Origin of the sequence: Olsenella sp. An290, from assembly GCF_002159535.1 — a bacterium.
Lineage (GTDB): Bacteria > Actinomycetota > Coriobacteriia > Coriobacteriales > Atopobiaceae > Thermophilibacter.
Genome location: NZ_NFIU01000012.1, coordinates 21,275 through 39,967, shown reverse-complemented (window position 1 = coordinate 39,967; position 18,693 = coordinate 21,275). Strand labels below are relative to the sequence as shown.

Sequence of the window (18,693 nt, the reverse complement as noted above, 5' to 3'; positions counted from 1 at the left end):
CCGGGCGAGTATGGTCTTGTACCAGACCCCAGACGAGAGGAGCCCCATGGCACCTTCGCACGCCCGTCCCACCCATCCCGTGCTCTCCTGCCAGAGCGTGGAGAAGCTCTACGGCAGCCGCTCCAACGTGACCCGCGCCCTCGACGGCGTCTCCTTTGACGTGGCGTCCGGCGAGTACATCGCCATCATGGGCCCGTCCGGATCGGGCAAGACCACGCTGCTCAACTGCATCTCCACGATCGACCGTCCCACCTCGGGCCACATTCTCGTGGACGGCCAGGACATCACCTCCCTGCGCTCGGGCCAGCTCTCGAAGTTCCGTCGCGAGCGCCTGGGCTTCGTCTTCCAGGACTCCAACCTGCTCGACACCCTCACCGCGCGCGAGAACATCGCCCTTGCGCTCACGATCAGCCACGTGCCGGCCAAGGAGGTCGTCGCGCGCGTCGAGGGCGTGGCCGAGCGCCTTGAGATTGGCGACGTCCTCGACAAGTTCCCGCACCAGATGTCCGGCGGCCAGCGCCAGCGCGTCGCCGCGGCGCGCGCCATCGTGACCGACCCGTCCCTCGTCCTTGCCGACGAGCCCACGGGCGCCCTCGACTCCAAGAACTCCCGCCGCCTCCTGGAGAGCCTCGAGGCGCTCAACGCGGACGGCGCCACGATCATCATGGTCACGCACGACTCCTTCGCGGCGAGCTACGCGCGCCGTGCGCTCTTCCTCAAGGACGGCCGCATCTTCAACGAGATCGTCCGCGGCTCCAAGACGCGCAAGCAGTTCTTCGGCGAGATCATGGACGTCGTGTCCTTCCTGGGAGGGGAGGGCGCCGATGTACGCTAAGATCGCGCTCGGCAACGTCCGCAAGTCCTTCCGGGACTTCTCGGTCTTCTTCCTCACGCTCGCCTTTGGCGTCTGCGTGTTCTACGCCTTCGGTTCCATCACCGACCAGGCGGCCGTCATTCAGATGGGCGAGGACCAGCGCCGCATGGTGCAGGCGCTCACGGACATCCTCTCTGGCCTCTCCGTTTTCGTTGTCATCATCCTCGGGTTTCTCGTCGTCTACGCCAACCGCTTCCTCATCCGGCGGCGCAAGCGCGAGTTTGGCATCTACCTCACCCTTGGCATGGACATCCGGCACGTGTCGTGGATCGTGGTCATCGAGACGCTCGCCGTGGGCGTGGTCGCGCTGGCGGTCGGCCTACTTCTGGGCGTTGGGCTCTCGCAGGTCATGATGTACATCACGGCGGGGCTCTTCGAGGCCACGATCAAGGGCTTCGTCTTTGCCTTCTCGCCGGCCGCGGCGCTCTCCACGGTGGCGTGTTTCGCGGGCATCTTCCTCGTGACGCTCGTCTTCAACGTGACCACGGTCTCCCGCTACAAGCTCATTGACCTCATCAACGCGGACAAGGTGAGCGAGAAGGTCCGTCTGCGCAGCCTGCCGCTCTCCGTGGTGCTCTTCCTCGTGTCGCTCGTTCTTATCGGCGTGGCGTACAAGGTCCTGCTCGAGCACGGCATGATGGAGGAGGGGCCGTACTTTGCGCTGGCCACGGGGCTCGTCACGGTGGGCACGCTGCTCTTCTTCTTCTCGATCTCCGGCTTTGCCCTGCGTGCGCTCCAGGCGAGCCCGCGCGCCTATCTCTCCGGCCTCAACATGTTCGTGATGCGCCAGCTCAACAGCCGCATCAACACCGCGTGGCTCTCCATCTCCATGGTGTGCGCGATGCTGTTTCTCGCCATCTGCGGCGTGTGCACGGGCTTCTCGGTGGCAACGGGCATGAACGAGAGCCTGCGCGTGGGCACGGTCTACGACATGTCGCTCGTGAGCTATCCGATGGGCATGGCCTCGGCGCTCGTCTCCGCCGACCCCGAGGAGGGGCCGGCCGCGGCAGACGGCTACGACGCCATCGCCCGCCTGCGCGCGGACATCCCCAACTACGACGAGCTCTTCCGCGACGCCGTCCAGGTCAACCAGTACACCTACGACGCCGACGGCAACCTGCTCGTGGACACCACCGTGGAGGAGCTCTTTGCCAACACGGACTTCACGGGCAACGCGACCATGCAGACCATGATGCAGGGCAACACCGATCAGCGTCTCACCGTGGTGCCCGTCTCCGAGTATAACGCGCTGGCCCGGATGGCGGGCGAGAAGACCGTGGAGCTCGCGGCGGGGGAGTGTCTGCTCTGGAACGACCTCTCGTCCCTCGACGAGCTCTGGGACGCGGTGACCGCGCAGAACCCGGAGGTCGAGGTCGGCGGCAAGACGCTGCGCTTTGCCGAGGAGCCGATCGTGCACCTGCTCTTCTCGGACACGGCTGCCGGCGGCACGGTCTCGGGCGCGCTCGTGGTCCCGGATGGCATGGTGCCCGCGGGCGCCGGCCCCAGCGCCACCGCGGTGAACCTCATGTACGCGGGCGAGCGCACCGAGGTGGAGCCGGCCGCCGTCGCCGCGATCGACGAGGCCTACGGCGACGTCATGGGCCAGGGCTCCACGCTCGACGCCTGGCCGGTCTGGACCCTCACGACTGCCCAGGGCCTGCTCGACCAGGCGTCCGGCACCACCGTCGTGGTCACCTACCTGGCCATCTACATCGGCGTGGTCCTGCTCGTGTGCTGCGCGACGGTGCTCGCCCTGCAGCAGCTCTCCGAGGCGGCGGACAACGTGGGCCGCTATCGCGTGCTCGCCGAGCTCGGTGCCGAGCGGCGCATGGTCGACCATGCCCTTCTCGCCCAGGTTGGCGTGTACTTCCTGTTCCCGCTGGTTGTTGCCGTGGCGCACGCGGCGGTGGCGCTCAGCGTGGTGAATGACATCGTGGCGCTGCTCACGGGCTTTCAGATCGGCACGGCGCTCGTGGGGACGGTGTGCTTTGTCGTGGTGCTCTACGGCGGGTACTTCCTCGTGACCTACCTCACGTCCCGCAGCATCCTCGCCCGCGCCTAGGGCCTGACGCCCGCCCCGCCGCTTTTGCTGGCATGACAGGGGCGACGGGGCGGGCGTCATGAAAAAGGGGTCGGAACCCGGCGGTTCCGACCCCTTCCGCATTCGCAGGCGCCTGGAGGGCTAGTCCTTCTCGCCCTTGATGGAGGCGTAGAAGGTGGCGTGGTCGAAGACGTCCTTGATGGTCTCGCCGTTGATCCAGGGGAGGGAGAGGAACTCGTCGACGGTGGGGACGAGCTCGGAGCAGTCCACGAAGTGGTCCTTCTCGTTGCGGCGGCTCGTGTCCTGGGCGCGCCAGGCCTCGTAGTTGACGTCGGTCAGGTAGTAGATAGCCGAGCCGAGCTTCATATACACGGAGTGGTTGCAGTGCAGGTACTCGGCCAGCTCGTCGTAGTTGATGTCGAGGGCCTCCGCAGCTTTCTTACCCATGGCGTATCCTTTCTCCGGACTACCAGATGGACGATACGAAGACTATAACCCGCCGTGCGGGATGTTATGCGTACGTTCCCAAATTGTTAGGTGAGCGTTCGGTGGAAGTTGGTCAGCGCACGCCGGCAAGAAGAACCCGCTCCAGCTGGGCGGGCGTGTCCACGATGACTCGAGCGCCCGCGGAGACGAGCGCGGCGCGGTCGCGGAAGCCCCAGGAGCAGATGACGGCGGGGCAGGCGCAGGAGGCCGCGGTCTGGACGTCGACCTCCGAGTCGCCGATGTAGACGAGCCCCTCGGGACCGGCGCCCAGCCGCTCGAGCGCGACGCGCACCATGTCCGGGGCGGGCTTCTTGCGGACGCCCGCCGCCTCGTTCTCCCCGATGACGGCCCCGAAGGTTCCCGGGAACTGCCGGGCCACGAGCTCCTGGACCGCAAAGTCGGCCTTGTTGGAGACGACGGCGAGCCTCGTGCCCGCCGCGCGCAGGTGGGCGAGAAGAACCTCGATGCCGGGGTAGGGCGCGGTGTGGTCGTCGCAGTGCTCGGCGTAGTGCCGGCGGAAGTCCTCCAGCACGGCCTCCTCCGTGGCCAAGGGCGTGCCGGCGGGAACGGCGCGGTGGATGAGCAGGGCGATCCCGTTGCCCACGAAGCGGCGCACCTCGTCTCTGGTGCGCGCGGGCATGCCGTGGGCGGCGAGCGCGGCGTTGGTGGAGAGGTGCAGGTCCTCGAGGGTGTCGAGGAGGGTTCCGTCAAGGTCGAAGACGGCGGTCGTGCATGCGTGCATGGGCGCTCCTAACGTTGGTCGCGCCTAGGGTAGCACGTGGGAGCCACGACGCTGACAAAGGGTGCAGGGTTAACGGTCACGTAACCCGGGTTTCATGACCGTTAACCCTGCCCCCTTTGTCAGCGCCGCGGAGCGTTGCGGAACGCGCCCGTAGTACAATCACCCCCGCTGCGGCGCGCGCCGTCTACGCACGCCGCGACCATCCAGAAGGCGCCGCCCGTACGGCACGGGGCGGCAGGACGAGAAAGGCACCCATGGATTCCCACAGCATGCACACCCACACCTGCGGCGAGCTGCGCCGCGAGCACATCGGCCAGACCGTGACCCTCACCGGCTGGGTCTGGCACCGCCGCGACCACGGCGGCCTCATCTTTGTTGACCTGCGCGACCGCGACGGCGTGACGCAGGTCTCCTTTGACCCGGAGCACTCCGGCGGCGAGGCCTTCCACGCTGCGGAGACCATCCGCTCCGAGTGGCCGATCAAGGTCACGGGCACCGTGCGCGAGCGCCCCGAGGGCATGGACAACCCCAAGCTCGCGACCGGCGAGGTCGAGGTTCTTATCGACCAGATCGAGGTCCTCAACTCCTCCAAGACGCCGCCCTTCCAGATCGAGGACCACGTGGACACCTCCGAGGACGTCCGCCTGCGCTACCGCTACCTGGACCTCCGTCGTCCGCGCATGACGGCCAACCTCAAGATGCGCTCCGACTTCACCTTCGCGCTGCGCCAGGCGCTGCACGACCGCGAGTTCATGGAGGTGGAGACGCCGGCGCTCTTCAAGTCCACGCCCGAGGGCGCGCGCGACTTCCTCGTGCCGTCCCGCACCCAGCCCGGCCACTTCTACGCGCTGCCGCAGTCCCCGCAGCTGCTGAAGCAGCTCCTCATGGTGGGTGGCGTGGAGCGCTACTACCAGGTTGCCAAGTGCTTCCGCGACGAGGACCTGCGCGCCGACCGCCAGCCCGAGTTCACGCAGGTGGACATTGAGATGAGCTTCGTCGAGCAGGACGACGTCATGGGCGCGCTCGAGGACGTGCTGGCGGACGCCTTCGCCAAGATGGGCGTCGAGATGTCGACGCCGCTTCGCCGCCTGGACTACTGGGACGCGATGGACACCTACGGCTCCGACAAGCCGGACACCCGCTTTGGCATGGAGCTCCACGATGTGACGGGCATCTTCCAGGCCTCCAAGTTCAAGCTCTTTGCGGGCGCGGCGGCCACCGACGGCCAGTACGTCAAGGCGATCAACGCCAAGGGCGCCGGCGCCTGGCCGCGCGCGCAGATCGACAAGCTGGCGAACGTCGCCGCCGAGTTCGGCGCCAAGGGCCTCGCGTGGATCGCGTTCCGCGAGGACGGCTCCGTGAACAGCCCGATCGTCAAGTTCTTCTCCGACGAGGAGATGGAGGCCCTCAAGGCCGAGATGGGCATCGAGCTGGGCGACCTCGTGATGTTCGCCGTGGCCGACCGCAAGACGGCCGACGAGATCCTGGGCGGCATGCGCCTGCACATGGCAAACGCGCTGAACGTCCCGCGCGAGGGTCACGACTTCCTCTGGGTGGTCAACTTCCCGCTCTTCCACTGGGACGACGAGGCCGGCCGCTACGAGGCCGAGCACCAGCCCTTCACCCTGCCCACCGAGCTCGACGTCGAGAAGATCAAGGCCGACCCGCTGGCCATCGGATCGGCGACGTACGACTTCGTCATGGACGGCTGCGAGGCGGGCGGCGGCGGCATGCGTATCCACAACTCCCAGATGCAGCTCGACATGCTCGAGCTCATGGGCTTCACGGTGGAGCGCGCCCGCGAGCAGTTTGGCTTCCTGATGGACGCCCTCGAGTACGGTGCGCCCCCGATGGGCGGCTTCGCGCTCGGTCTTGACCGCGTGTGCATGCTGCTCGCCGGCGAGGACTCGATCCGCGACGTCATGGCGTTCCCCAAGACAAGCTCCGGCTCCGACCTCATGTCCGAGGCGCCGAGCGAGGTCTCCGGCAAGCAGCTCAAGGAGGTTGGCCTCCGCCTGCTGTGACGATCCGTCTGCCGTGGCAAAGGCGGCATGACAAGCTGCAAGTTCCGGCCCCGGGCGCGCGCCCGGGGCTTTTTGCTGCCGTGCGACGGCTTCGGACGGAGGTCCTTCTCGCCGGGTACGTACGCTTCCGGCGGTTACGTACACGAGCGTCGGTTACGTACATTCTTTCCGGTTACGTACACAGGAACGTGAGGCGTCTACCTGCGCAAATATAAAACGCGTTGGCGAGAAGAACCTTTTTTCGTGTACGTAACCGCCGGCAGTGTACGTAACCGCCGGCAGTGGCGCGCCGCCGCCGGCGCGCCGTGAGACCGCCCTGGCCCGCGCGCCCGTGCCGCTCGAATCCTTGACACGGCAACGGTCTGTCGTATCATTGCGTAAGCAACAGTTGTCACGTCAAGGAGACGCCATGCCAGACCGTCCTCGGCGCGGAAGCTCCCTCACGGACTTCCACATGCGCCTCATGCGAGCCTTCCATGCCCAGCGAACCTATCTCAAGCCGCGCGTCGACGAGCTCGGGCTTGGTCCGGGCCAGGCCAAGCTCCTCGTCTACCTGGCCATTCACGGCGCGTCGAGCCAGCGCGAGGTCGCGGACTTCTTTGAGTGCGACCCGGGCGCCGTCTCGCGCATGTTCGACTCCCTCGCACGCGCGGGCTTTGTGAGCTCGGCGCCCGGCCGGGACCGGCGCACCAAGGCCCTTACCCTCACCGAGCGCGGCCTTGCCGCGGCCGACGCCTGGGACGTCACCTGCGCTGCGGAGCAGGAGGTCATGCTCGCCGGCTTCTCGCCCGACGAGCGCACCGCCTTTGCCGACTACCTCGCCCGCGCCCACGCCAACCTGCGCGCCGCGGCCGAGAGGGGGGAGGCCTAGCATGGACGGCGTCCGTCTCATCGCCCGCTACCTGGGCCCCTATCGACGTGACTTCCTCGTCGCCGTTGTCTGCGTTGCCCTGGAGACCTCGCTCGAGCTTGTGATCCCCATGCTCATGGCCGCGGTCGTCGACGACGGCATCCTTGCGGGCGACCTTGGCGCGGTGCTCGCCAACGGAGGCCTCATGCTGCTCTTTGCGCTCGTCTCGCTGGGGCTCGGCTTCCTCTACGCGCGCTTCTCGGCGCGAGCCGCCATGGGCCTCGGCGCGCGTCTCCGTGAGGCGGAGTACGCGCACGTGCAGGAGTTCTCCTTCGCCAACCTCGACGACTTCGAGAGCTCCTCGCTCGTGACGCGCCTCACCACCGACGTCACGGTGATCCAGAACGCCCTGGTCTCGGGAACGCGCCCGCTCGTCCGCGGTCCCGTGATCTTGGTGATGGGCCTGCTTTTTGCGTGGGTCATGTCGCCCGAGCTCGCGCTCGTCTTCTTTGCGGTGATGCCGGTCCTGGCCCTGGCCATGTTCTTCGTGGTGCGCCGCGTGGGGCCGCTCTACCGCGTGCTCCAGAGTGTGATGGACCACCTGAACGACGCCCTTCAGGAGGACCTTGCCGCCATTCGCGTGATCAAGGCCTACGTGCGCGAGGGCCACGTCGCCGAGCGCTTCGCCGACGTGAACGGGCGCCTTGCCGAGACGGCCTCGCGCACCTTCCGGACGGCCGTGCTCAACACCCCCATCTTCCAGGGGACGATGTACGTCACCTGCGTGGGCATCCTCTGGTTTGGCGGCCAGATGATCATGGCGGGGACGCTCCAGGTAGGCACCTTCACCGGCTTCATGAGCTACGTGCTCCAGATCGTGAACTCGCTCATGATGATCTCTAACGTGTTCCTCCTGCTCGCGCGTGCCGTCACGAGCGTCGAGCGCGTGCGCGAGGTCCTCTCCGAGGTGCCCACGATCGCCTCCCCCGAGCAGGCCGTGACCAAGATCGCCGACGGCTCCGTGAGCTTTGAGCACGTCTCCTTCAAGTACGCCGCCGATGCCGAGAAGAACGTGCTCGAGGACGTGACCCTCGCCTTTCCCGCGGGGTCCACGGTGGGCATTCTCGGCGGCACGGGCTCGGGCAAGACGACGCTCGTGCAGCTCGTCGCCCGCCTCTACGACGCGACCGCGGGGGAGGTCCGCGTGGGCGGCCGGGACGTGCGCGCCTACGACCTTGCCGCCCTGCGCGACGCGGTCGGCGTGGTGCTGCAGAAGAACGTGCTCTTCTCGGGGACCGTGCGCGAGAACCTTGCGTGGGGCAACCCCGACGCGACCGACGAGCAGATGCTCGAGGCCTGCCGCCTCGCCTGCGCCGACGAGTTCCTGGACCGCATCGGCGGCCTGGACGGCGACCTCGGGCAGAACGGGGCGGGCGCCTCCGGCGGGCAGCGCCAGCGCCTCTGCATTGCCCGCGCCCTGCTCAAGCGCCCGCGCGTCCTGATCTTCGACGACTCCACGAGCGCCGTGGACATGGCCACGGACGCCCGGATCCGCGCGAACCTGGCCACGCTCGGCGACGTCACCAAGATCGTGATCGCCCAGCGCGTGGCCTCGGTCATGGACGCGGACCAGATCGTGGTGCTCGACGACGGGAGGGTGCACGCGTGCGGCACGCACGAGGTCCTTCTCGCTTCCGATCACATCTACCAGGAGATCTACGAGTCCCAGATAGGATCTGGGATCAGTGGGGAGGTGGCGTAGATGCCCGCCCGCCAGACCGCTGCGCCCGCGCGGCCGCAGAACGTGCTTCGGACGCTGCGCCGCCTGCTCTCGTACATGAGCCATGCGCGCTGGATGCTCGCCGTGGTGGCGGTGCTCGTCTCGGTGTCCGGGCTTGCCAACCTCGTGGGGACCTACATGATCAAGCCCATCGTGAACGCGGTGGGCGCGGGGGACTATGACGCGTTCGTGCGCGGCGTGGCGCTGACCGCCGTCATCTACGCGCTTGGCGTGGCGTCTGCCGCGGGCTACACGCAGACCATGGTGCGCGCGGCACAGAGGGTCGTCTTTGACATCCGGCGCGACCTCTTCGCGCACATCGAGCGCCTGCCGCTCTCGTTCTTTGACCGCACGCGCCACGGCGACGTGATGAGCTACTTCACCAATGACGTGGACACGGTCTCGGAGGCGCTCAACAACAGCTTTGCGAGCCTCGTACAGGCGGCCGTGCAGATCGTGGGCACGCTCACGCTGCTCCTGGTGCTCGACTGGCGCCTGACGCTCATCACGCTGGCCTGTGACGCGGGGATTGCGCTCTACGTGCGGTTCTCCGGCGGCAGGAGCCGGAGGTTCTTCGCGCGGCAGCAGGCCGAGCTCGGCGGGCTCGACGGCTACGTGGAGGAGATGATTTCCGGGCAGAAGGTCGTGAAGGTCTTCAACCACGAGACGGCCAACGTGGCACGGTTCCGTGAGCTCAACGAGCGGCTTCGCGAGGCCGGCACCTCCGCGCAGGCCTATGCGTCCACGATGGTGCCGGTCACGGTGTGCATGGGCTACGTCAACTATGCGATCGTGACCGTGGTCGGCGCGCTTCTGGCCCTGGGCGGCTCGATGGACGTGGGGTCGCTCGCGAGCTACCTCGTGTTTGTCCGTCAGGCCACGGCCCCGCTCAACCAGTTCACGCAGCAGGGAAACTTCCTGCTCACGGCGCTCGCGGGCGCCGAGCGGATCTTCTCCGTGATGGAGCTCGCGCCCGAGGTGGACGAGGGCGAGGTGCGGCTCGAGCACGCCGACGACGTGGAGGCCGCTCGCGTGGCGGCCGGCGCCGCGGGGTGGGCGTGGGAGATCTGCGGCGAGCACGTGCCGCTCCAGGGCGACGTCCGCTTCTACAACGTGGACTTTGGCTACGAGGAGGGCCAGACGGTCCTGCATGACCTCACCCTCTACGCCAAGCCTGGCCAGAAGATCGCCTTCGTGGGGTCAACGGGCGCGGGCAAGACCACCATCACCAACCTCATCAACCGCTTCTACGAGGTGCGCTCGGGCGTGATCACCTACGACGGCATCGACGTGCGCGACATCGAGAAGACCTCGCTGCGTCGCTCGCTGGGAATCGTGCTGCAGGACACGCACCTCTTTGCGGGAACGATCGCGGACAACATTCGCTTTGGCAAGCTCGACGCCACCGACGAGGAGGTCCGCGAGGCCGCGCGCGTGGCCAACGCGGACGGCTTCATCTCCCGTCTGCCGCGCGGCTACGAAACGCCGGTGGTGGCGGACGGAGCCAACCTCTCGCAGGGCCAGCGGCAGCTCCTGGCCATCGCGCGGGCGGCCGTGGCGGACCCGCCGGTGCTCATCCTCGACGAGGCCACGTCCTCGATCGACACGCGCACCGAGGCGCTCATCCAGCGCGGCATGGACGGGCTCATGGCTGGACGCACGGTCTTCGTGATCGCGCACCGACTCTCCACCGTGCGCAACGCCGACGCGATCATCGTGCTCGAGCACGGGCAGATCGTCGAGCGCGGCACGCACGACGAGCTTCTCGCCCGCCGCGGAGAGTACTGGCAGCTCTGGACCGGCGCCAAGGAGCTGGACTAGGGGCGCGGGACCGGGACGCCTGGCGACCCCGGCCCCGTTGCCCGCGGGGTTCGGGGCCCCTCTCTCTCCGCTATTGGGTGGTGAGTTTGATATTGGTTCTTCTCGGATGGTGCAAACGACGCCAAAACTGAGAGAAATTGCGCGTTATTGCGAGGTTTTGCCCGAGCCTGAGCGCTTTTTCGCGTTTGAAGACGAGTCATATCAAACAGGCTACCCAATCTTGGGGAGAGGGGCCGGGCCTCGCGCCCGCCGCCCAGCCATGCGTGCGATAGACTGTTCCAAGCCCGACAACGGGTCGCAGCATGGGACGAGGGGAGAACGGGGGCCGCATGATCGAGCTGGTTGCCGTCGCCGTGGGCGGCGCGACGGGTAGCGTGGCGCGCTGGGGCCTGGGCCTGGCGCTCTCGACGCTGGCACCCGGACTTCCAGCGGGGACCTTCGTTGCCAACGTGCTCGCGGGCCTGCTCATCGGGCTGGTCACGGGCGCGCATGCGGTCGCGCCGCTGCCCGAGCCCGCACGCCTGCTGCTCACGGTTGGCCTCTGCGGCGGCCTCTCCACCTTCTCGACCTTCTCCAACGAGACGCTGCAGATGATCGAGGCGGGCCACCTTGCGCCCGCGGCCGCGAACGTCGCGCTCAACGTGGTAACCTGCCTCGTTGCGGTGTGGGCGGGAGCTCGTCTGGGCGCCGCCCTGGCTTCGGCGTAGGGAGGATACATGGCAAAGCAGGTCTGGCGCGGCGGCAACATGCTCTACCCGCTCCCCGCAGTGATGGTGAGCTGCGCAAACGCGGCGGGCGAGAAGAACATCGTGACCGTCGCGTGGGCCGGCACGGTCTGCACCAACCCTCCGATGCTCTCGATCTCGCTTCGCCCGGAGCGCCATAGCTACGGAATTATTCGCGAGTCGGGGGAGTTTGTGGTCAACCTTGTCACGGCGCGGCTGCAGCGCGCCTGCGACTGGTGCGGCGTCCGCTCGGGGCGCGACTTCGACAAGTGGAAGGAGTGCCGCCTCACTCCCGCGCCCGCGTCGAGCCTTGAGCTTGCGCCCATCATCGCGGAGTCTCCGGTCAGCCTGGAGTGCGCGGTGCGCGACGTGCTGGAGCTGGGGAGCCACCACCTGTTCATTGCCGACGTCCGCGCGGTCCAGGTTGAGGAGGACCTGCTCGACGCCCGAGGCCGGCTTGACCTTGCGCGCGCAAACCTGACGGCCTACAGCCATGGGGAGTACTTCGAGCTTGGCCGGCGCCTTGGCAGCTTTGGGTACTCGGTCCGCAAGCGCGCGCCACGGGGGCGCGGGCGGCGCTAGCTCGGGGCGGCGGGGTGGTGCACCGAGCGCCGGGCACGTCCCTTGGCTGCGTCTCCGACTGGCGCGAAAATTAACGCACATAATCTGACTTTTCCGAAAAAGTCATCTGGGGATATATGAAATGAAAACAGTTTTTGTGCGTTAATCGGAGGGCCCGCCCGCGCCCGGCTGCTCGCACCCGCGCTCCGGTCACACGCCCGCCCGCGCCCCGCGCTACCCGCGGCCCAGGCGCCTCCGGATCGCGAAGTACTCCGTCACCAGCAGCACCAGCAGGATCGCCATGGAGACCAGGCTCGCGACCACCGCGCCCGCGAGCCCCGCAAAGTTGACGAGCAGCAGCGCCACGGGCACGGCAAACGCGATCGCGATGAGGTAGAGCCGCGAGACCTGCTCCTGCGCGCGCAGCACCGTGATGATCTGGTAGAGGAAGTCGATGCAGGCGCAGACGCCGCCCGTCGCGACCATCACGTAGCAGAGGCTCCGGAAGCGCTCGAAGTCGAGGCCGTACATGAAGCTCATGACGGGAATGCCCACCGTGCCCATGACAAGCGCGGTGGCCCCGGTGATGAGCGCGATGACCCCCATCATGGCAAGGACGAGAAGATCGAAGCGCCGATGCTTCTCCGGGTCGTCCCAGATGCGCGCCAGGCGCACGAGCTGCGGCTTGTAGATGAAGCCCGCGGCCATGAGGATGGCGTGGGCGGGGAAGTACATGGCGTTGTAGTAGAGCTGGTTGTCGTAGGAGAGGGCGCCCTCCATGGCGAACTTGGGCACGGAGTCGATGAGGTTGTAGAGGAAGAGCGCAAGGAACAGCGGGAAGCACTGGACAAAGAGCTCGCGCACGCCGCGCACGCTCGCGGGCAGCGAGCGGTCGGTCTCGAAGTAGGCGAGCGGCAGGGAGAGCACCACGAGCGACGCCACCGCGCCCACGGCGAGCGCCCAGCTCGCCACCGCGAGGCTGCGCGTAAGAAGCAGCGCCATGAAGAAGGCGACCACCGCGAGCACGCAGCGCGCCGCCTGCGAGATGCCCGCAAGGTAGAGCTTGTCCTTCTGCTGGAGGCGCCCCTCGTAGACGTCCGCGAGGCCGTCGACCGCGCGGAAGACGAGCACACCCATGCAGACGGAGAACATCTGGGCGTCGTAGCCGCGCACCTGGCACCACACCCAGCCCACCAGGAGCATGAGCGCGCAGGTCATGACGCGGTTGATCTGGTAGTCGAGAAACGACTGCGTCTCGTCGAGGTCCGAGACCTGATAGGTGCGCACGCCGTAGTTGGCCAGGAAGAGAAGCAGGGTTCCCACCGTGAACGCCATGGAGAACAGGCCGGCCTGCTCGGGACCCACGAACCAGGTGGCTATGAGGGTCAGCAGCGGGAAGAGCATGCCCCAGGCCGCCTGGCCGAGGGTGTTGCACACGTAGTCGCGCTTGGTCTGGTGGGCAAGGTACTGCTCCGTCTCGGTTGAGAAGCGCCCGCCAAAGACCGCGCCGATGAGGCGGTTCCACCAGCCGTTGACCACGCGCGCGAGGGGGCCGGGCTGGCGCTCGCGCCCGCGCGCGGGCTCGGCGGGCCGCTCGACCCCGTAGCGCGGGGTGCGCGGCACCACGGTGACGTCGTTCTTTGGGCCGCGGCGCCGAAGGAGGCGCCTGAGCGGGTGTGCTGCCATGGGTGGCGTCCTCTCGCCGTCGGGGTTCCCTGTGGAGGATTGTAGCCGCGGGACGTGACGGAAGTGTCGGCGACGTGGCGTGGGGGCAGGGCCGCCTCTCGGCCCCGGCCTCCCTCGGCCCCGCCAGAAGCCCCTGCCGCCGGAGGGGCGGACCACGTGAACAATGGGTTTCTCGGTTGAGTCTTTCTTGCGAGGTCCTACCCGCGGCGTCCTTCTCGCGCTAAGGTAGCTCATGACCACACGTCCGACAAAGGAGGCACGTTGGCCGAGAAGAACCAACTTCCCGCGACTCAGTCCGCTATCATGCCCGGCGCGAACCGCGCGCTCGCCGACGCCGTGCGAGACGCCACGGACGCCGCGCGCCAGACGCTCTCGGGCGTCGACGTCCCGGGCAGCATCCGCGACAACATGGCGCTCTTCCTGAGACTCGTCCGCAAGGTGCTCGAGGAGTACGACCCGGAGCTGCGCTCCATCTTTGACGTCCTTCTCGCCGACGCGATCCGCGCGAACGCGGACGAGCGCGACACGAGCGACGAGCTCGCCGCCTTCCAGGACCTCGAGCGCATCATCGACGGCCTGAGCGAGGAGCGCGCCACCCTCCTCATGCGCGCCTTCGTGGCGTACTTCCACCTTGCCAACATCTGCGAGGAGAACTACCGCGTCGGGTCGCTGCGCAGTCGGGAGCGCGCCATCCCCACCACGGCGGACGAGGACCCGATCAACGACATCACCGTGGCCTATCGCCAGCTCGTGGACGAGTGCGGCCGCGGCAAGGCCATCGCGCTCCTGCGCCGCCTCGAGTTCCGCCCGGTCTTCACCGCGCACCCCACCGAGGCTCGCCGCAAGGCCGTCGAGGGCAAGATCCGCCGCATCGCGGGGCTCCTCGAGGAGCGCGACCAGCTCGGCGGCATCGCCCTTGCGGAGAACGAGCGCAAGCTCCTCCAGGAGATCGACGCGCTCTTCCGCACCTCGCCGATCGCGCACAAGAAGCCGACGCCCGTCGAGGAGGCCGACACCATCATCGACATCTTCGACAACACGCTCTTTGAGATGGTGCCGGAGGTGTACCGCCGCTTCGACGACTGGGAGCTCGGCGACAAGGCCGGCACCGTGCCGCCCGTCTGCCCGGCGTTCTTCCACCCCGGCAGCTGGATCGGCTCGGACCGTGACGGCAACCCCAACGTGACCGCGCGCGTGAGCCGCCAGGTGGCGGAGAAGTTCCGCAGCCACGTGCTCGAGGCGCTCGCCGAGGCCACGCGCGTCACGGGGCGCAACCTCACGCTCGACGCCACCTCCACGCCGCCCTCCGACCAGCTCGTCAACCTCTGGAACCACCAGCGCGAGATGAGTGAGGCCATCACGCTGCGCGCCATGGGCATCTCCCAGAGCGAGCTGCACCGCGCGTGCATGCTCGTCATCGCGGAGCGCCTTGAGGCCACGGTCCGCCGCACCGCCGACATCATGTACCGGAGCGCCGAGGACTACATCGCAGACCTGCGTGTGGTGCAGCTGTCCCTTGCCAAGTCTGGTGCGGTGCGCACGGCCTACGGCCCCCTGCAGAAGCTCATCTGGCAGGCCGAGACCTTTGGCTTCCACCTGGTGGAGATGGAGTTCCGCCAGCACTCGGTCGTGCACACGCGCGCCCTCGAGGACATTCGCGAGCACGGCCGCTGGGGGGAGAACGGCGAGCTCCAGCCCATGACGCGCGAGGTCCTGGACACCTTCCGCGCCATCGGCCAGATCCAGCGCAAAAACGGCGTGGACGCCGCCCGGCGCTACATCATCTCCTTCACCAAGTCGGCGCAGAACGTCGCGGACGTCTACGAGCTCGCCCACCTGGCCTTTGCGCACGAGGCCGACGTCCCCACGCTCGACGTCATCCCGCTCTTCGAGCAGATCGAGGACCTCGAGAACGCCGTGACCACGCTCGACGCCATGATTCGCCTGCCGGAGGTCCAGCGGCGCCTCTCCGAGTCCGGCCGCCGGCTCGAGGTCATGCTCGGCTACTCTGACTCCTCCAAGGACGCCGGCCCCACCTCGGCCACGCTCGTCCTGCACGCGGCGCAGGCCGCGATCGCCCAGTGGGCGGAGGAGAACAACATCGACCTCGTGCTCATGCACGGCCGCGGCGGCGCCGTCGGCCGCGGCGGCGGACCGGCCAACCGCGCCGTGCTCTCGCAGCCCAAGGGCTCGGTCAACTGCCGCTTCAAGCTCACCGAGCAGGGCGAGGTCATCTTTGCGCGCTACGGCGACCCCACGCTGGCCCGCCGTCACGTGGAGTCGGTCGCGGGCGCCACGCTCCTGCAGTCCGCGCCCTCGATCGAGTGGGTCAACACCGAGTCCACGGCCAAGTACGCCGAGCTCGCGAGCGCCCTTGACTCCGCCTCGCGCGAGCACTACCTCGAGCTCCTCCACACGGAGGGCTTCGCCGAGTGGTTCTCCACGGTGACCCCGCTCACCGAGGTGGGCCTCATGCCCATCGGCTCGCGTCCCGCCAAGCGCGGCCTGGGCGCCAAGTCCCTCGACGACCTGCGCACGATTCCCTGGATCTTCTCCTGGAGCCAGGCGCGCATCAACCTGGCCGCGTGGTACGGCCTGGGCACGGCCTGCGAGCGCCTGGGCGACCTCGACCGCCTGCGCGAGGCCTATGCCGAGTGGCCGCTCTTCACCACGTTCGTCGACAACATCGAGATGTCGCTCTCCAAGACGGACGACCGAATCGCCCGGCTCTACCTCGCCCTCGGCGACCGCGACGACCTTGCGCAGAAGGTCCTCGACGAGATGGCGCTCACGCGCCGCTGGGTGCTCGCCATCGTGGGCGACGAGTGGCCGCTCGAGCACCGTCGCGTGCTCGGCCCCGTCATCCGCATGCGCCTGCCCTTTGTGAACGTGCTCTCCGTCACCCAGGCGCTCGCCCTGCGCAAGCTCCGCACGGAGGGGGAGACCCTCACGCCCGAGGAGCGCGAGCGCTTCCTCTACCTCATCCTCTGCACCGTCTCCGGTGTGGCTGCGGGCCTGCAGAACACGGGGTGAGGCGGGCGGCGCCGGGCGATGGCGCCGGGCCCTGTGCCAAGTTGCCTGTGGGGCCGTGGCGCCGGGCCATCCTGCTCTGTCATGCGGCGCCGGCAGCGGGGGAGTTCCGCTGCCGGCGCCGCTTTCGTGCTCTTGGCATGCCGTCAGTTGGGTATTTTCCACAGGGCGCCAATTAGGGCCCGGGGTCTAATATTTTATTTTTATGTATGTGTACAAAATGCGAATAGGCGAGAAGAACAAACTGTTTCGCGTTTATATTTTATCAAAGCCCCTCCCATCTCGTTATTGACGTATACATGAGATTTAGCACCAGGCCCACGTTTGTCGGCCTTGCCCAGCACAAGAAAATAAACGAATAGTAGACCCGTGGGCAATGTTCCCCCGGCCGCCTGACGCGCGGCAAGGGACGTGTCTCAGCAGAAACATATGTTCTATTTATGTCCGGTCACGCTGCTATGCTCCGGGCAAGGGATAGAGACGCGGCACTGGGGGAGGGGACACGCGATGGAAGCAACGTCCGAAGTCATGAGCGTGCGGGCACCGCTCCAAAAGCCGCGTTCTTCTCGCCCTCTAGCGGTCCACGTCCGCGGCGGGGCCGTCCGTGAGGGCGCGCCGGCAGTCGGCGAGCCGTTCGCGCGCCCTGCGGGGGAGCCCGGGGTAGTGAGGGTCGATGTCCTCGAGCACGCCAAGCAGCACCTCCGAGACCAACGCGCGCGCGACCCACTTCTGGTCTGCGGGAATCACGTGCCAGGGCGCCCGCTCGGTGGCGGTCCCGGCGATCATCTCCTCGTAGGCGCGCTGGTACTGGTCCCACTCCAGGCGCTCCTTGAGGTCGCTCTCGGAGAACTTCCAGTTCTTGGCGGGGTCGTCGATACGCTCGAGGAAGCGCTCGCGCTGCTTGTCCGCGCTCACGTTGAGGAAGATCTTGACGATGCGGTTGCCGGTGCGCCAGAGGTAGCGCTCGAAGCCGCGGATGTCCTCGAAGCGCTCCCTGAAGTAGTCCCCCTCGTCCAAATTGAGGCAGCGGTCTGGCAGACGGTAGTCGCGCCAGAGCCCGTGGACGCGCACGACCAGGCACTCCTCGTAGTAGGAGCGGTTGAACACCGCGATCTTGCCGCGCGGCGGCAGCGCGCCGAAGCTGCGCCAGAGAAACCCGTGCTCGCGGTCCACGCTGGTGGGCTGCTTGAAGCTGCGCACGTCGATGCCCGTGGGGTTGATGCCGCCCAGCACGTGGCGGATCATGGAGTCCTTGCCCGCGGCGTCCATGGCCTGCAGGATTATGATGACGCTTTCGCGCGCCTCGGCGTAGAGGCGGTCCTGCAGCGCCTCGATGCGCGCCTTGTTGTCGGCGAGGGTCCGCTCGTATTCGGGTCGCCGCGCGGAGTCGATCTTGAGCGAGGTGGGAAAGCGCTCCAGCTTGAGGTTCTTCTCGCCCGTCACGGTGAAGTCTCGGATGTCCATGCTGCCTCCCTGCTTGCGTTTTCTACCTTGTTCCCGTTTTCTTGCCCAGCGTGACGCCGCGCGGTCGACGGGGGGCTGGGCCGGCGCCTGGCCCGAGCGCTCTCTTTTATGGCGAGCGTTGCGAGTTTTGGGGTTGTGTCACTCCCACGTGAGGCTGACGCGGCGGATGCGGGGGAGGGCGTTGCGAGTTTTGGGCTCATGTCACCAAGGGCGAGAAGGACGTTGCGAAAATCGGGCTCATGGCAGGAGGGGGGGAGACTTGTCCGGCCCCCTCCGGAGGCTTAGGTCGGCCGGAATGTTGCGAATTATGGGCCGCGGCACTGAAAAGGGGCGTGCGGGGGCCGCAACGGACGCTCGTCTCCTTGAGGGGACAGTGACATGACTCAAGATTTCGAAACGCTCGCGAGAGATTTTGTGCCATGACCGGCAAAAGCGTAACGCAGGTGGTCGGCGCGGCGTCAGACGCCCCGGATGTGGCCAGACGGCTTGTTGCCGCCGCCTGCGCGTCCCAAAAGTTCGCCCAATGTTACAAAATCGGCGAGCGGCCCTTGCGTTTCCATGAGTTAGTCCTATATTACTTGTGTTCAGTTGGTGAAGGGTAACTTCCGG

The 18,693-nt window shown here is 67.4% G+C and carries 13 protein-coding genes; 9 read left to right on the top strand and 4 right to left on the bottom strand.

Translation table 11 applies throughout. The annotated features are described in order from the left end of the window. The first annotated feature begins 46 nt into the window (after positions 1-46). Together B5F84_RS07360 and B5F84_RS07355 are read left to right on the top strand one after the other, a co-directional pair. Complete coding sequence (locus B5F84_RS07360) at positions 47-835, top strand: ABC transporter ATP-binding protein (RefSeq protein WP_087322331.1); 789 nt, start codon at positions 47-49, stop codon at positions 833-835. Then, complete coding sequence (locus B5F84_RS07355) at positions 825-2,936, top strand: ABC transporter permease (protein WP_087322329.1); 2,112 nt, start codon at positions 825-827, stop codon at positions 2,934-2,936. Before B5F84_RS07360 ends, B5F84_RS07355 begins: the two co-directional genes overlap by 11 nt. Before the next feature lie 120 nt (positions 2,937-3,056). Here the strand turns inward: B5F84_RS07355 and B5F84_RS07350 are convergent, their stop codons facing one another. Together B5F84_RS07350 and B5F84_RS07345 are read right to left on the bottom strand one after the other, a co-directional pair. Further along, complete coding sequence (locus B5F84_RS07350) at positions 3,057-3,362, bottom strand: CDP-alcohol phosphatidyltransferase (protein WP_087322328.1); 306 nt, start codon at positions 3,360-3,362, stop codon at positions 3,057-3,059. Between the two features lie 112 nt (positions 3,363-3,474). Then, on the bottom strand, positions 3,475-4,143 hold the full coding sequence (locus B5F84_RS07345) for an HAD-IA family hydrolase (protein WP_087322326.1): 669 nt from the start codon (positions 4,141-4,143) through the stop codon (positions 3,475-3,477). 254 nt (positions 4,144-4,397) lie between these two features. On the opposite strand from B5F84_RS07345, the gene aspS reads away from it, so the two are divergent. The 6 genes from aspS to B5F84_RS07315 all read left to right on the top strand — a co-directional run bounded on the left by aspS (position 4,398) and on the right by B5F84_RS07315 (position 11,925). Next, entirely contained in the window at positions 4,398-6,167 is a 1,770-nt protein-coding gene (gene aspS / locus B5F84_RS07340) for an aspartate--tRNA ligase (protein ID WP_087322324.1), read from the top strand. A gap of 409 nt (positions 6,168-6,576) precedes the next feature. Continuing rightward, complete coding sequence (locus B5F84_RS07335) at positions 6,577-7,038, top strand: MarR family winged helix-turn-helix transcriptional regulator (protein ID WP_204205531.1); 462 nt, start codon at positions 6,577-6,579, stop codon at positions 7,036-7,038. 1 nt (position 7,039) lies between these two features. Next, a complete protein-coding gene (locus tag B5F84_RS07330; RefSeq protein WP_087322322.1) occupies positions 7,040-8,779 on the top strand; it encodes an ABC transporter ATP-binding protein in 1,740 nt (579 codons plus the stop codon). After that, on the top strand, positions 8,780-10,618 hold the full coding sequence (locus B5F84_RS07325) for an ABC transporter ATP-binding protein (protein WP_087322320.1): 1,839 nt from the start codon (positions 8,780-8,782) through the stop codon (positions 10,616-10,618). Between the two features lie 329 nt (positions 10,619-10,947). Next, entirely contained in the window at positions 10,948-11,325 is a 378-nt protein-coding gene (gene crcB / locus B5F84_RS07320; protein ID WP_087322318.1) for a fluoride efflux transporter CrcB, read from the top strand. A 9-nt stretch (positions 11,326-11,334) separates the two neighbouring features. Beyond that, on the top strand, positions 11,335-11,925 hold the full coding sequence (locus tag B5F84_RS07315) for a flavin reductase family protein (RefSeq protein WP_087322315.1): 591 nt from the start codon (positions 11,335-11,337) through the stop codon (positions 11,923-11,925). A 213-nt stretch (positions 11,926-12,138) separates the two neighbouring features. Here the strand turns inward: B5F84_RS07315 and B5F84_RS07310 are convergent, their stop codons facing one another. Then, positions 12,139-13,590: a lipopolysaccharide biosynthesis protein gene (locus B5F84_RS07310; RefSeq protein WP_087322313.1), complete on the bottom strand. Its 1,452-nt coding sequence runs from the start codon at positions 13,588-13,590 to the stop codon at positions 12,139-12,141. Positions 13,591-13,893: 303 nt separating this feature from the next. Here B5F84_RS07310 and B5F84_RS07305 point away from each other — a divergent pair, with 303 nt between their 5' ends. After that, positions 13,894-16,623 (top strand): phosphoenolpyruvate carboxylase, encoded by a 2,730-nt coding sequence (locus B5F84_RS07305; protein WP_087322311.1) that lies wholly within the window; start codon positions 13,894-13,896, stop codon positions 16,621-16,623. A 570-nt stretch (positions 16,624-17,193) separates the two neighbouring features. On the opposite strand, the gene B5F84_RS07300 is transcribed toward B5F84_RS07305, so the two are convergent. Further along, positions 17,194-18,084 carry a PPK2 family polyphosphate kinase gene (locus B5F84_RS07300; protein ID WP_087322310.1) on the bottom strand — a complete coding sequence of 297 codons (891 nt, stop codon included), beginning with the start codon at positions 18,082-18,084 and terminating at the stop codon, positions 17,194-17,196. Positions 18,085-18,693 lie beyond the last annotated feature (609 nt).

Bases quoted from the DNA above. Each gene is read 5' to 3' on its own strand.
- B5F84_RS07335 (WP_204205531.1), top strand. From the start codon at position 6,577: ATGCCAGACCGTCCTCGGCGCGGAAGCTCCCTCACGGACTTCCACATG.
- B5F84_RS07325 (WP_087322320.1), top strand. From the start codon at position 8,780: ATGCCCGCCCGCCAGACCGCTGCGCCCGCGCGGCCGCAGAACGTGCTT.
- B5F84_RS07305 (WP_087322311.1), top strand. From the start codon at position 13,894: ATGCCCGGCGCGAACCGCGCGCTCGCCGACGCCGTGCGAGACGCCACG.
- B5F84_RS07300 (WP_087322310.1), bottom strand. From the start codon at position 18,084: ATGGACATCCGAGACTTCACCGTGACGGGCGAGAAGAACCTCAAGCTG.
- B5F84_RS07310 (WP_087322313.1), bottom strand. From the start codon at position 13,590: ATGGCAGCACACCCGCTCAGGCGCCTCCTTCGGCGCCGCGGCCCAAAG.
- aspS (WP_087322324.1), top strand. From the start codon at position 4,398: ATGGATTCCCACAGCATGCACACCCACACCTGCGGCGAGCTGCGCCGC.
- B5F84_RS07355 (WP_087322329.1), top strand. From the start codon at position 825: ATGTACGCTAAGATCGCGCTCGGCAACGTCCGCAAGTCCTTCCGGGAC.
- B5F84_RS07350 (WP_087322328.1), bottom strand. From the start codon at position 3,362: ATGGGTAAGAAAGCTGCGGAGGCCCTCGACATCAACTACGACGAGCTG.
- B5F84_RS07360 (WP_087322331.1), top strand. From the start codon at position 47: ATGGCACCTTCGCACGCCCGTCCCACCCATCCCGTGCTCTCCTGCCAG.
- B5F84_RS07330 (WP_087322322.1), top strand. From the start codon at position 7,040: ATGGACGGCGTCCGTCTCATCGCCCGCTACCTGGGCCCCTATCGACGT.
- crcB (WP_087322318.1), top strand. From the start codon at position 10,948: ATGATCGAGCTGGTTGCCGTCGCCGTGGGCGGCGCGACGGGTAGCGTG.
- B5F84_RS07345 (WP_087322326.1), bottom strand. From the start codon at position 4,143: ATGCACGCATGCACGACCGCCGTCTTCGACCTTGACGGAACCCTCCTC.
- B5F84_RS07315 (WP_087322315.1), top strand. From the start codon at position 11,335: ATGGCAAAGCAGGTCTGGCGCGGCGGCAACATGCTCTACCCGCTCCCC.